Annotated in this window: 15 protein-coding genes; 6 read left to right on the forward strand and 9 right to left on the reverse strand. The window is 64.1% G+C overall.

Annotated features, from left to right (window positions below):
- Nucleotides 1–2: 2 nt before the first annotated feature.
- Nucleotides 3–1139 (reverse strand): alkane 1-monooxygenase, encoded by a 1137-nt coding sequence (locus ACMHLQ_RS13655; protein ID WP_415401204.1) that lies wholly within the window; start codon nt 1137–1139, stop codon nt 3–5.
- 78 nt (nt 1140–1217) lie between these two features.
- On the reverse strand, nt 1218–2201 hold the full coding sequence (locus ACMHLQ_RS13660) for an A/G-specific adenine glycosylase (protein ID WP_415405283.1): 984 nt from the start codon (nt 2199–2201) through the stop codon (nt 1218–1220).
- A gap of 138 nt (nt 2202–2339) precedes the next feature.
- Between ACMHLQ_RS13660 and ACMHLQ_RS13665 the strand changes: the two genes are divergently transcribed.
- From ACMHLQ_RS13665 to ACMHLQ_RS13675, 3 genes are read left to right on the forward strand one after another with little or no spacing between them, the layout of a single operon-like run.
- Nucleotides 2340–2861 (forward strand): DUF721 domain-containing protein, encoded by a 522-nt coding sequence (locus ACMHLQ_RS13665; protein WP_415401205.1) that lies wholly within the window; start codon nt 2340–2342, stop codon nt 2859–2861.
- A complete protein-coding gene (locus ACMHLQ_RS13670) occupies nt 2858–3556 on the forward strand; it encodes a thioredoxin domain-containing protein (protein ID WP_415401206.1) in 699 nt (232 codons plus the stop codon). The genes ACMHLQ_RS13665 and ACMHLQ_RS13670 overlap by 4 nt, the downstream gene beginning before the upstream one ends.
- Nucleotides 3556–4680, forward strand: a complete 1125-nt coding sequence (locus tag ACMHLQ_RS13675) for a CaiB/BaiF CoA transferase family protein (protein WP_415401207.1) — start codon at nt 3556–3558, stop codon at nt 4678–4680. Before ACMHLQ_RS13670 ends, ACMHLQ_RS13675 begins: the two co-directional genes overlap by 1 nt.
- Before the next feature lie 110 nt (nt 4681–4790).
- On the opposite strand, the gene lpxK is transcribed toward ACMHLQ_RS13675, so the two are convergent.
- The 6 genes from lpxK to ACMHLQ_RS13705 form a co-directional block, all read right to left on the reverse strand.
- A complete protein-coding gene (gene lpxK, locus ACMHLQ_RS13680; RefSeq protein WP_415401208.1) occupies nt 4791–5783 on the reverse strand; it encodes a tetraacyldisaccharide 4'-kinase in 993 nt (330 codons plus the stop codon).
- On the reverse strand, nt 5783–7003 hold the full coding sequence (locus ACMHLQ_RS13685; RefSeq protein WP_415401209.1) for a 3-deoxy-D-manno-octulosonic acid transferase: 1221 nt from the start codon (nt 7001–7003) through the stop codon (nt 5783–5785). Before ACMHLQ_RS13685 ends, lpxK begins: the two co-directional genes overlap by 1 nt.
- 8 nt (nt 7004–7011) lie before the next feature.
- Nucleotides 7012–7254: a DUF4170 domain-containing protein gene (locus ACMHLQ_RS13690; RefSeq protein ID WP_415401210.1), complete on the reverse strand. Its 243-nt coding sequence runs from the start codon at nt 7252–7254 to the stop codon at nt 7012–7014.
- 66 nt (nt 7255–7320) lie between these two features.
- On the reverse strand, nt 7321–8106 hold the full coding sequence (locus tag ACMHLQ_RS13695) for a 3'(2'),5'-bisphosphate nucleotidase CysQ (protein WP_415401212.1): 786 nt from the start codon (nt 8104–8106) through the stop codon (nt 7321–7323).
- Nucleotides 8093–9442, reverse strand: coding sequence for a TldD/PmbA family protein (locus tag ACMHLQ_RS13700; RefSeq protein ID WP_415401213.1), 1350 nt, complete (start codon nt 9440–9442; stop codon nt 8093–8095). Before ACMHLQ_RS13700 ends, ACMHLQ_RS13695 begins: the two co-directional genes overlap by 14 nt.
- A gap of 92 nt (nt 9443–9534) precedes the next feature.
- Entirely contained in the window at nt 9535–11067 is a 1533-nt protein-coding gene (locus ACMHLQ_RS13705) for a DUF2125 domain-containing protein (protein ID WP_415401214.1), read from the reverse strand.
- 132 nt (nt 11068–11199) lie between these two features.
- On the opposite strand from ACMHLQ_RS13705, the gene ACMHLQ_RS13710 reads away from it, so the two are divergent.
- The 3 genes from ACMHLQ_RS13710 to ACMHLQ_RS13720 all read left to right on the forward strand — a co-directional run bounded on the left by ACMHLQ_RS13710 (nt 11200) and on the right by ACMHLQ_RS13720 (nt 12856).
- Nucleotides 11200–11952 carry an SDR family oxidoreductase gene (locus ACMHLQ_RS13710; RefSeq protein WP_415401215.1) on the forward strand — a complete coding sequence of 251 codons (753 nt, stop codon included), beginning with the start codon at nt 11200–11202 and terminating at the stop codon, nt 11950–11952.
- Nucleotides 11949–12566, forward strand: coding sequence for an enoyl-CoA hydratase/isomerase family protein (locus ACMHLQ_RS13715; protein WP_415401216.1), 618 nt, complete (start codon nt 11949–11951; stop codon nt 12564–12566). Before ACMHLQ_RS13710 ends, ACMHLQ_RS13715 begins: the two co-directional genes overlap by 4 nt.
- Before the next feature lie 80 nt (nt 12567–12646).
- Nucleotides 12647–12856 carry a hypothetical protein gene (locus ACMHLQ_RS13720; RefSeq protein WP_415401217.1) on the forward strand — a complete coding sequence of 70 codons (210 nt, stop codon included), beginning with the start codon at nt 12647–12649 and terminating at the stop codon, nt 12854–12856.
- Nucleotide 12857: 1 nt separating this feature from the next.
- Here the strand turns inward: ACMHLQ_RS13720 and ACMHLQ_RS13725 are convergent, their stop codons facing one another.
- Nucleotides 12858–13151, reverse strand: a complete 294-nt coding sequence (locus tag ACMHLQ_RS13725; RefSeq protein WP_415401218.1) for an HNH endonuclease — start codon at nt 13149–13151, stop codon at nt 12858–12860.
- Nucleotides 13152–13175: the final 24 nt, after the last annotated feature.

The following is a 13175-nucleotide window of genomic DNA, read 5'->3' on the forward strand; positions in this document are numbered from 1 at the left end:
CCCTATCGCGGCAGCGGATTGGCTGCCTTGTTATAGGCTGTCCAGTCGGTGATCTCGGGGTAGTACATCTCGCGCCACTTGTTCACCCGCGGGTTCATCACGCGCCGCCAGATACGCGGCATCATCGCGGCGATGGTCATCACCGGATAGCCGTAGGGCAGTTGCGGCGCGTCCGCCTCGGTATAGTTTTGCAGGACGGGAAAGCGGCGGTCGGGCTTGTAGTGGTGATCCGAGTGCCGCTGCAGGTTGATCAGCAGCCAGTTCGACGCCTTGTGCGCTGCATTCCACGAATGACGTGGCTGGACGTGCTCGTACTTGCCGTCGCCCAGATGTTTGCGGGTCAGGCCGTAATGTTCGATGTAGTTCACAAGCTCAAGCTGCCAGATCGCGACACCGGCCTGCACGATGAACAGACCGACCCCGGCCCAGCCACCCAGTGCAAAGGCCAGCACAAAGCAGATCAGTTGCAGGCCCGCATATTTCCAGAACGGGTTTGAAAAGTCGCTCGATGGCAGATCCTTGCGCGCCAGCATCGCCTTTTCCGCATTCCATGCCGAATGAAAGCACTGTTTCAGCACGCGCGGGTAAAAGCGGTAGAAACTCTCGCCCAGACGCGCCGTGACCGGATCGCGTGGTGTGGCGACATAGCGGTGATGCACCAGCAGGTGTTCCGAGCGGAAGTGCGAGTAGAGCACCATGGCCAACAGCGCATCGCCCAGCCAACGCTCAAGCTTGTTCTTCTGGTGCATCAGCTCGTGGCTGTAGTTGATGCCGACCGTGCCGGTGACTACCCCAACGCCAAAGAACACGGCGATCTTCTCGAATGTGTTGAGGTGTTCGGCGGGCGCCACGTAGGCGATCAGGCCAAACAGCATCAGGAATTGCGCAGGGACCCAGGCGGTTGTGATGGCGCGGTACCAGAACAACTCGTCCTCGGTCGTGTCCAGATCGGCATTGTCGGTGTTCAGACCCACCGCCAGATCGAGGATCGAAAACATGTACCACGTCACCACTGGCAACAGGATCACCGTCCAGCCGCCATAGATGGCTGTGAGGATCGCCAGCGGGATCAACAGGAACGACATGGCAAAAGGCAGGGCGTTTTGCAGTTTGGCCACGGTCTGTGGGGGTAGGATCATCTGGGTTCCTCGGTTTGCGCGCGTGAAAAACATAAAGCGCGATGCGACCGCCTGCCAAGCGTGACGCTGCGCCGCGCCCTATTTCTGCGCCAGATCGAAGGCTTTGCGCATCACTGTCGGCAGATCGGATGGGCGAAACTGGTCGCGCGGCAGGAAGGTGCCTGTCGCCGTCTCGTGCACCTCTGCCACCATCACATCCAACAGCAGGTGAAAATGGGTGAACGTGTGACGCACTTCGCCCGGCAGTTTTACCCAATCCGCGTCGAGCGGAGGTTTGGTGGGGCGCGGCCCGCTGGCATCGACCCAGTCCGATCCGGGCCAGCCCAGCATGCCGCCCAGCAACCCGCTGTCGGGGCGCGTTTCCAGCAGCCATGCGCCGTCGCTGCGTTGTGCCAGATAGACAGTGCCGTGGCGCACAGGCTTGGCCTTTTTCGGGGTCTTTTTCGGCAGTTCGGGCGCGGTGCCTTTGTCACGCGCGCGGCAAGGATCGCGCCAGGGGCAGATACCACAGGCCGGGTTCTTGGGGCTGCAGATGGTCGCCCCCAGGTCCATGACCGCCTGCGCGTAGTCACCCGGGCGCTTATCGGGGGTCAGGCGTTCGGCATGGGCGGTCAATATAGGCTTGGCCGCGGGCAGGGGCGTGTGTTCGTCAAACATGCGGGCCATGACACGTTCGACATTGCCGTCCACCACGGTGTGGCGCAGGTCGAACGCGATAGAGGCGATGGCCGCCGCCGTGTAGGGCCCAATGCCCGGCAGTTTGAGCAGGGCCGCGTGATCGGCTGGAAACGCACCGCCATGATCGGCCACAACGGCGCGGGCGCATTTCAACAGGTTGCGCGCACGGGCGTAATAGCCAAGGCCCGCCCACTCGCCCATCACCTCTGCATCCTCTGCTGCGGCCAGATCGGCCACGGTTGGCCAACGCGCGATGAAGCGTTGAAAATAGGCGGTGACGGCGGCAACGGTGGTCTGTTGCAGCATGATCTCTGACATCCAGACGGCATAGGCATCCGGGCGCACACCGGCCTGTTTGTCAGCAGGCGGCACCCGCCATGGCATCGCGCGGGCATGCACATCGTACCAATCCAACAGATGATCGCTCAGGTCACGCAAGATTTATGACTCCGGATGTGGTGACGGCTGGTTGCTCACGCCGTCATCCTCTATGTTCAAATTCAAGTGAAGGAGAACATAGCCATGGCCCCGCGCCGCGCCACTACAAAAGGGTTCAAACGGACAGCATCGCTGCTGACCGGGCGAATCCGGCAGGCCAGCGAAAGCCGTGGGTTCGCACAAAGCCGCCTTTTGACCGACTGGGCCGAGGTGGCCGGGGCCGACGTGGCGGCGGTCGCCCGCCCTGTCGAGGTCAGCTATGGCCGGGGTGGCATGGGCGCGACGCTGACATTGCTGACCACCGGCGCGCAGGCCCCGATGCTCGAGATGCAAAAGGACCAGTTGCGCGAAAAGGTGAACGCGGTCTATGGCTACAACGCCATTGCGCGCATTCGGATCACGCAGACAGCGGCCACGGGGTTCGCCGAAGGCCGCGTGGCGTTTGATCACAGGCCCAAGGACACCGGCCCGAAAGACCCCGCGCCCGAAATGCACAAAGCGGCAGGCAAGGTTGTGGCCCCGGTCGAAGACGAGACATTGCGCGCAGCCCTCGAGCGGCTGGGCGCGAACATCCTGACAAAAGAAAAACAAGGAACACGCACATGAAGCGCATCATTCCCGTCCTTGCCGTGATCATCGGCGTGGCTGGCTATTTCTGGTATTCGTCGACGCAGACGAGCGGGCCGACACCACAGCAGCAGGCGCAGGCCGAAAGCCTGCTGGGGGCCGCGAACGCGCAAACGGCAAGTGACGATATCGACACATCCGGCGTGGTCGAGATGATGATCGGGAACCCGGATGCGGCGGTGACCGTCATCGAATATGCGAGCTATACCTGCCCCCATTGCGGCCGCTTCCATGAAGGGCCGTTCAAGCAGTTGAAGGCGGACTATATCGACACGGGCAAGATCAACTTCATCTACCGCGAAGTCTATTTCGATCGCTTCGGTTTGTGGGCTTCGGCCATTGCGCGCTGCGCGGGCACGACCGAGACGTTCTTTGGCATCACCGACATGCTTTATGCCTCGCAAGCCGAATGGAGCCGTGCGGGCGGTGGTGATCCGGCGGTGATCGCGGATGAGTTGCGCAAGATTGGCCGCTTGGCGGGTCTTGATGGCGACACGATCGAGGCTTGCCTGACGGATGCGGAGAGCCTGCGCACACTGGTGGCCTGGTATCAGGGCAACGCAGAAGCGGACGGCATCCGCTCCACCCCCAGTTTTGTCATCAATGGCACCACATACAACAACATGGCCTATCCCGAGATGGTCAACCTGATCGAAGAAGCTGCAGGCAGCTGATGGTTGAACGGCCTGCGGGGCCCCTTGCGGGGCTTCGCGTTGTGGAACTCGCACGTGTGCTGGCCGGCCCATGGGCCGGCCAAACGCTTTCTGACCTTGGGGCCGAGGTGATCAAGGTCGAGGCGCCGCGCGGTGATGACACGCGCCAATGGGGCCCACCCTTTGTCACCCGGGACGAGGACGTGTCGGCCTCGTATTTCCATTCGACCAATCGCGGCAAGGCATCTGTCGTGATCGATTTTCGGCAAGAGGCGGGGCGCGCGCGGCTGCTGGAGCTGATCGCAAGCGCCGACATCCTGATCGAGAATTACAAGGTTGGCGGGCTGGCCAAGTACGGGCTGGATTACGAGTCGCTGAAGGACCGGTTTCCGGCGCTGATCTATTGCTCGATCACGGGGTTCGGACAGACTGGACCTTACGCGCATCGCGCAGGGTACGATTTCATCATTCGGGGCATGTCGGGCCTGATGTCGATCACGGGCGAGCCCGAAGGGCAGCCGCAGAAATCCGGCGTTGCGATCACCGATATCTTTACCGGCATCTATGCGACCACGGCCATTCTGGCAGCCATTCACCAGCGCAGCCAGACGGGGCGGGGGCAGCATATCGACATGGCCCTGCTGGATGTGGCCGTGGCGGTGACGGCCAATCAGGCCATGAACTATCTGACCAGCGGCGTGGCACCGGGGCGCATGGGCAACGCGCATATGAACCTCACGCCCTATCAGGTGTTTGACTGCGCGGACGGGCATATCATCATCGCCACCGGCAACGATGCGCAGTATCAGCGCCTGTGCAGGCTGCTGGGGCTGGATGACATGGCCGAGGCGCCTGCGTTCCTGCGCAATGCGGACCGCATTGCCAACCGGGACGAGATGACACGCAAGCTGACGGCGGCGACCGTATTGCGCAGTCGTGCCGATTTGCTGGCGGCGTGTGAGGCCGAGGGTGTTCCGGCAGGGCCGATCAACGATCTGGGCGACGTGATGGCGGACCCGCAGGTGCAGGCGCGCGGCATGCAGATTGAACTCGATGGTGTGCCCGGCATTCGCACGCCAGTTCAGTTTTCCGATGCGGCCCTGGCCTTGCACCGTCCCGCGCCCAAACTTGGTGAAGACGACTGAGGCTGCTGTCGAATAGAGGCGCTGCCGCGCCACGCGATTTTATTCAGAAGGGCCTTTTCAGACCCTTCTGGCACATGCCTCCGGCGGGGATTTTCCTGGAACAGAGAAGGTCAGGGTTTGGCCAGGGTCGCGAGCGCGCTGTCCAAGATGTCCGTCTCTTCAAAGGTCAGGCGCACGGGCAGGGTGATGACCTTGGCGCGGAAGCTGGCAGGCAAGCGCACCGCGTCCTTTTCCGTGGTGACCAGCTGTGCGCCTGTTGCACGTGCTTCACTCTCGAGCCGGGTGAGAAACGCCTGGGACAGCGGTTGGTGGTCGGCCAGCGCTTCGGTGCGCAACAGCGTGGCGCCAAGCGAGCGGAGCGTGTCGAAGAATTTTTCGGGCCGCCCGATCCCCGCAAAGGCGATCAGCGGTGTGTCTGTCCAGTCCATGCCGGTTTGCAGCGGGGCGAGTTCGGCGCGGACACGGGGCAGGGTCGCGGGCAAGGGCGTGCTGTCGAATTGTGTCTGGGCGCCCTCTGACCCGATGGAGAGCAGCAGATCGGCGCGGGCCAGACCGACGCTTGCAGGTTCGCGCAAAGGCCCGGCAGGCAGGCAGAGCCCGTTGCCGAAACCGGTTTCCGCGTCCACCACCACGATGGACAGGTCATATGCGAGGCTGGGGTTCTGGAAGCCGTCATCCAGCACGATGACCGTGGCCCCGGCCTCCACCGCCGCCTGCGCGCCTGCGCCCCGATCCTGCGCCACCCACGTGCGGGCAAACGCGCTCAGCAGGAGCGGCTCGTCGCCCACTTGATCCGCGCGGTGTCGTGCCGGGTCGACCTCTACCGGCCCCTCGAGTGTGCCGCCATAGCCGCGGCTGATGATATGCGGATCGTGAAAGGCATCGCGCAACCGTTCGACCAGGGCCATGACGGTTGGTGTTTTACCGGTGCCGCCCGCATTGATGTTGCCCACGCAGATCACGTGAACGGGCAGGCGGGTACGGGCGCCCCCCGCCAAGCGGCGCGCCGTGGCGCGGGCATACAGCGCACCAATTGGCGACAGCAGGCGTGCGCGCCAGTCACGCGGCCCTTCGGGGGATGTCCAGAAGCCCGGGGCGCGCATTATGCGGCCCCGCCTTCCACGCCATCGAGTTGCGCCTGAACGAGGTCGATGATGCGATCAAGGCTGTCAGCGCCCTGGGTCACGACCTCCCATCCGGCCATGGCCATCTGGGCCGCTTGATCGGGGGCGATCATCTGGCTGACCGCGCGGCCAAGCGTGTCCGAACTGTTGACGATCCGGGCCGCGCCCGCATTCATCAGCCGTGTGAACGCATCTGCGTGACCGCCCAGATTGGGGCCATAGATCAGCGCCGTGCCATGCGCCGCCGCGCTGTAGGGGTCGCAGACCTCGTGCCCTGCACGCAGCGATCCCGCCAGAAAGGTCACCGGCGCAACGCGCAGCCACAGCCCCAGATCATCGGCCGAGTCCGCCAGCAACACCTGGCAGTTGTCATCCGGCAATTCGCCCGCGCCCCAGGAGGCAATGCGCAGGCCCATGTCGCGCGCGATGTCGCACACCCCACCGGCGTCCGCATGATCCGCAATCTGCAGGATCAGCAGCAGGCGGTGCGATGCCTTGAGCGAGAGCTTGTGCGCGGCCAGAACGGTATGTGCCTCGGAGAGGGGCGCACCGGTGGCAAGCCAGACAGGGCGGCCCCCCAATGCTTCGGTCACATCCGTGATATCGCTGTCGGCGGCATGCAACATGCGTCCGAACGGATGCAGAGGCTCGGTCAGTTCGATCAGTTCGAGCGGGCGGCCAAGTTGGGCGATGCGCAGATGTGCCTCGGAATCGCGGGCCATGACCTTGTGGAACTGCGCGAGAAGGCGGCGGGGCACTTCGGGCAACCAGCGGTCGCGGCGGCGGTCAAATCCGTCACGGGCGGCGTCGACCAGCATCATGTAGGCCCCGCTTTGGGCCGCGGACAGGATCAGGTTGGGTCGTAGTCCGCCCCAGGCCCAGATCACCACATCCGGTTGCCAGTGTTTCAGGAACACATCCGTCACGCTGGGGTGGTCGGGCGGCAGCGCCTCGCACAGCACCGCGTCATTGCCGCGTTTGCCGATCTGTCCATGTTCGGCGGTGATCATCACGTGGCAGCCGTGCCGTGACCCCGCAAGACGGTGGGCCAGGTCGTTGAGGGCGCGGTTGTTGCCCTCTTCTGCGGCGTGGATCCACACCAGTTCGCCCCGGGGGCGGGCGTGTTCGGGCACGTAGTCGGGCGGCGCGCGCCGACCGGACAGGGTCCGGTAGGCCGACAGCCCCAGAGATCCCCGCACGGGCTGCGTCAGCCCAGCTCTTCGGTCGAGGTGGCTGCGTTTTCCTCGTCCCGAAGGCGGTGCAGGTGCGCGATGTAGTAACGGGCGTGGGCGTTGTCCACGGTCCGCTGCGCTTCGGATTTCCAGGCGTCGTAGGCGCTGGCGTAATCGGGAAAAATCCCCACGATGTGCAGGTCATCCACGTTTTTGAACACGTTCTTGGATGGGTCCACCAATTCACCACCGAAAACGAGGTGCAGGCGCTGGGGCATGGGATGTTCCTTTGCAAAGCGGGGTTGAGCGGAGTCTCGCGCAGTTTGCGCAATTGGGAAGGGTGGTCAAGCAGGGTGGGGGCCCAGCCGTGCGGCCAATGCGCCGTGCAGGGGCGGGCCTGCTGCAAGAACGCCGTTCAGTGTCGGGTAGGGATTGTTGAACCTCAGGGCCGCGCCGGTGCGGTCCGTGATGGTGCCCCCGGCCTCTTCCACGATCAGGGCACCGGCGGCGATGTCCCATTCCCAACTCGGGCGCAGCGTCAGCATTGCGTCGAATTTTCCTTCGCCCACAAGGGACAGACGATAGGCGAGTGAGGGTCGATAATGGCGATCGATTGCGGGCGCCTCACCCCGCCAGTTCTTGGCCTCGAGGTTGGGGCGCGCTGCCAGAACCGTGCTGTCGGTGCTCATCGGTTGCGTTGTCACCGTCAGGTCTGATCCGTTCAGCGAGGCACCGGCACCCAGACCCGCGGCATACAGCTTGTTCCGCAACGGCAGGTAGATCGCCGCGGCGGTCACAGCGCCACGATGGGCCACGGCGATTGAGATGGCCCAGGTGCGCGCGCCTTCGACAAAGCTGCGGGTGCCATCGATTGGGTCGATGATGAACACGGTGTCCCGGCCCAGGCGGCATTCGTCATCCTCGGTTTCTTCGGACAACCAGCCATAGTCGGGGCGCGCCGTGCGCAGGGTGGATTCCAGGACAGCGTTCACCGCCAGATCAGCCTCGGTCACGGGGCCTGCACCGCCCGGTTTGTCCCAGCGCGCAGCGGTCGGGCCGGAATAGCTGGACGCCACCCGGCCTGCGACGCGCGCGGCGTCCATGAGCAAAGGCAGATCAGCTGCCGGCAAGGGTCATCCCCGGCACAAGGAGCGAGGGCACAACGCGTGACAGATGCGTGCGCGCATCATTGGCAGGCACCAGGCTGCGCAGCATGTCCGGCAGGCTGCCCGCGATGGTACATTCGTTGACGGGATAGGTGACCTCGCCATTTTCGATCCATACACCCGCCGCCCCGCGCGAATAATCCCCGGTATTGGGATTGATGGTCGAGCCGATCATCGACGTGACCAGCAGCCCCGTGCCCATGTCACGGATCAGATCCTCGCGGCTGGCGCTGCCCTGATCGAGGGCGACGTTCCAGTTCGACGGGCCGGGCGGCGAGGATGTGCCGCGCGCCGCATTGGCGGTCGAGGGCATGCCCAGCTTGCGCCCCGATGACAGATCAAGGGTCCAGCCCGTCAGAACTCCGTCTTCGACAATAGCGCGACGACGTGTGGGTAGGCCCTCGGCGTCAAAGGGGCGGGTGCCGCTGGTCCTTGGGCGGTGCGGGTCTTCGACCAGGTTGATGCCTGCGGGCAGCACCTGTTCGCCCAGCAGGTCCCGCAACCAGGACGCCCCGCGCGCGATGCTGCTGCCATTGGCAGCCGCCAGCAAATGACCGATCAACGAGGAGGCGATGCGTTCGTCAAAGAGAACCGGAAACGCCCCCGTGGGGGGCTTGCGCGCGCCATTGCGTGCCACGGCGCGTTCTGCCGCCTCGCGCCCGATCTCGGCGGCATCGCGCAGGTCGGACTGAAAGATACGGCTGTCGCCGCTGTAGTCCCGCTCCATCCCGGCACCGGTGCCGCTGATCGCCACACAGCTCAGCGCGCGGTCGGTCCGGCTGTAGCCGCCGGAAAACCCGTTTGACGCAGCGAGCCAGATATCGCGCGACCCATAGGCCCCCGTCGCCTGCTGCACCTGCGTGACACCGGCCACGTCCATCGCGGCGGCTTCGGCGGCCAACGCATCGGCTTGCAACGCATCGGGGCTGGGTTCGGGCGTGGCGTCGTACAATTCCAGCGCGTCGATGTCCCAATCGGTTGCCAGTTGATCCGCCTCTGCCAGCCCTGCATTGGGATCATCGGGGGCTTCATTGGCCATGGCCACGGCGCGGGCGGCCATCTCTTCCACAGTGCGGTCCGAGGCATCGGACGAGGACACATTGGCCTGTTTCTGACCCACAAACACCCGCAGGCCCAGATCGATCCCTTCGGACCGTTCCGCCTGTTCCAGTGCCCCGGCGCGCACATCCACCGAAACCGACGTGCCCTGAACGGCCATTGCATCCGCCGCGTCGGCGCCTGCGTTACGGGCGGCCTCGATCAGGCGCTGCGTCAGGGTCGATAAGTCGGAAGGGGTCATGGGCGATGCTCCGCTGGCTTGGGCATCAGGTAGCGGTGCAAACGCATGGGCGCAAGGGCGGGCACCATCGGCCCGCCCCGGCCAAGTCTGTCTCAGCGGATGCGCTGACCGTTGGCCAGCACGTGGCCTTCGTCGTTCACTTCGATGCGGGAATTCAGTGTATCCTCGCCCTCACCCGGTACGGCAAAAAGGCCCATCATCATGCGCGCACCCATGGCCTGTTCCTCCGGCAAGAGGCCCATGCCGACCAGTTTGTCGATCAGCCCGTTGCCGCCCACCAGGGTCAGATCCACTCCGCCCTTGGGGCGGGGCAGACCGTCGAACGTGGTCAGATCGCTGTTGTCAAAGGTGAAATCACCCGCACCGGTCAGGCGCGCGCCTGCGGCATCGACCTCGAGCGTGTTCAGCGTCAGCGCGTTCAACTCGCCCGGTACGGCGCCTGTTTCCTCAAGCACGGCCGCCTGCGCGGGGTCGAGGAAATCAAACAGCACCTTGGCCTGACCGCTCAGGTCCAGAACCAGCGTGGCCGGGTCACGCGGCAGTGTGCCTGCCGGATCGAACAGACCCCAGATGACATCAGACATGGTAAAATCGCTCAGACCGATGCCAAAGCCGAACTCCTGTTCCTCGGGTGACTTCTGGAGGGGGATCAGAACGTTCGTGCCGACTTCGGCGGCGGAAAAGGAAATCGGCAGGGGGAATTCGGTCAGCAGCACATTTGTGGTCACGTCTTTCTGCACAACGTCATAAAGTAGACCGTCGGATGTGAAGGCCATGCGCAGATCGGCCCCTTGCGACGCGCTGTTGGCGGTGCCGCTGCCGTCGGGCCCGCTGAACGACATGTCATAGTTGCCGCTGGTGGTGGTGAACGTACCATCAAAGCCGAAACCGTCGTTCAGCATGGCGTTGACGTCCTGCGTGTCCGTCTCAAGAGGCAAGTCGCCGCCGCCTTCGAAATTCAGGCCCTGCATCGCGCCGACCAGCTTGATTGATCCCTCGCCCTCGGGATCGGTAAAGCTGAGGTTATAGCTGAGGCCCGCCACGTCCATGGATTGCGCGATGTTCCGTAACTCGCCGACGCTGGTGGTGGTGACATAGGACAGATCGCTCATGTTGATATCGACCTTGGCGATATCCTCGCCGATGCCGACACCGTCCACCGTCAGGTTCGACATGACCATCGCCGCCGCAGAGGCGCCGTATTCATAGGTCAACTCGGCCGGATCGCCGGTGGCGGTCATGACCGGGTCCGTCTGGGTGAAATCAATGGTGACCTTGATGTCTTCGCCCGTTTCGGGGGCAAATGCCATGTCAAAGGATGTCTCGGCAGGAACTTCGATGGCTACGCTGCCATCACCTTGCTCGACAAAGCGGATGGCGTCCATTGCAACGGTCATCGTACCGTCGCCCGTGTCATCGCTCAAATCCATCGACATGGTCATGTCGGACACGGTCAGCGTGTCGCCATCACGCGCCTCGGACGAGGTCAGGGTGTAGCCTGCGCTGGCCATGTAGGACTGCCAGTCCGCCCACACATCGTCGGCTGTGAGGTCGGCAAATGCTGCCGTTGCGGGCAGGCAGAGCGCGAGGGCCGTGCTGCGATACATCAGGGAAATACGGGGCATATAAGAATCCTTACGTCTGACTATAGGCACATCGTCCGGCAGTGCGCGGGATGCGTCAAGGCTACTAGGGTGGACGTAGGCGCGCGCCCGCCCTACCACAAGACCAAAGGTAGACGACGAAGGGGCATCACTATGCAGGATTTGACCGGAAAGACGGTTCTCATCACCGGGGCAAGTCGCGGGATCGGCGCAGATACGGCACGCGTGTTTGCTCGTGCCGGGGCCAATGTGGCGTTGGCCGCGCGGGGCGAGGCCGCGATTGCTGCACTGGCGGCCGAGATTGGCGCACAGGCCATCGCACTGCCCTGTGACGTCAGCCGATATGCGGATGTCGACGCCGCCGTGCAGCGCACCGTCGCGCAGTTTGGCGGTCTCGATGTGCTGATTGGCAATGCCGGGGCGGTCGAGCCGATTTCCCACCTTGCCACAGCCGATCCCGAAGACTGGGGCCATGTGATCGACATCAACCTCAAGGGCGTCTTTTACGGTATGCGCGCCGCGTTGCCCGTGATGCTTGAGGCCGGTGGCGGCAGCATCTTTACCATCAGTTCGGGTGCGGCACATGGCCCGGTCGAGGCCTGGTCGCACTACTGCGCGTCCAAGGCGGGGGCCGCGATGCTGACGCGCTGCGTGGACAAGGAAAACGGCGGCGATGGCATCCGCGCTATCGGCCTGTCGCCCGGCACCGTCGCCACGCAGATGCAGCGCGAGATCAAGGCGAGCGGCATCAACCCGGTCAGCCAGCTTGACTGGTCTGACCACATCCCGCCCGACTGGCCTGCGCGCGCCCTGCTCTGGATGTGTTCGCCCGAAGCGGACCCGTGGATCGGACAGGAAATCTCGCTTCGCGATCCGGACATTCGCAAGAAGGTGGGCCTGACATGATTGACATCGATTCCAGCGGGCCGATCTGGACCGTGACGCTGAACCGCCCTGACAAGGCCAACGCGCTGACCGAAGACATGTTGCGCGAACTGCGTGACGTCGCCATTGCGGCAAAGGACGCGCGCGCGCTCATCCTGACAGGCACGGGCCGGGTGTTCAGCGCGGGTGCCGATCTGGACGCGGCCAAGGCGGGCCTTGCCACATCCCCCTTGTGGGAAGAGCTGTCAGGCGCCATTGCCGCCTTGCCCGGCCTGACGGTCGCGGCCCTGAACGGCACCGTTGCGGGCGGGGCCAACGGCATGGTGCTGGCCTGCGATCTGCGGATCGCGACGCCGGGAACCAGGTTCTTCTACCCGGTGATGAAACTCGGCTACCTGCCCCAGCCCAGCGACCCCGTACGCATGGCCGCGCTGATCGGTCCCGCACGCACCAAACTCATCATGCTGGCCGGGCAAAAGATCGACGCGGACAGGGCATTGTCCTTTGGGCTGATCGACGACATCGTGACGGACGGGGATGTGATGACGCGGGCCAAGGCGCTGTGCGATGACACCATTGCCGCGTCGCAGGACACAGCGCACGCGATCAAGGCCATGTGCCCGTCCGGGGGGTGATCCACCGACAGGCGATTGCTTGCCGATGCGGTCCCGAATCCATTCGGTGCAACGCCCCTGGTGTGGTATTATTTGGCAAGATGGCTCGGGATCAGTACATCAAGCGCCTTGACCTGTCGCTCAAACCACTCTCTCAGACGTCAAGGCGCACAAAACCGCTCAGCCGGGAACAGCGTGTCCAACTTCTGGTGATCCAGGCTTTGGGCGATGTGCGAAAACGCCTGTGCGACAAGCCCACGACCCTGCCCCGGCGCAGACCCAAGGACCGCCCGGGCGATACGTCACCTTAGTTCAGCGCTTGCGCCGCGCGCCGGGCACCTTTGAGCCAAAGCCGGGCGGGCGTTTGGCCACCCATTTCACGAACTTTGCCAGCCTTGGATGGGCGCGCAGCGCGTCCGGCGTGTTGAAGTTGCGCGCCAGTTCGGCCTCGGTCAGGGTGGCGTGAATCTCGCGGTGGCAGATGTGGTGCAGCAGCACCGTGGGCCCGCCTTTCCCGCCTTTCAGCTTGGGGATCAGATGATGCACGCTTTGCGCCGTATCCGCGGGGATCGGGCGCAGGCAAAGCGGGCAAATGGGATCTGTCATGTCCGAGGTCTCTTGCGCAAAGGG

It is taken from the genome of Tateyamaria algicola (assembly GCF_047715485.1).
GTDB lineage: Bacteria > Pseudomonadota > Alphaproteobacteria > Rhodobacterales > Rhodobacteraceae > Tateyamaria.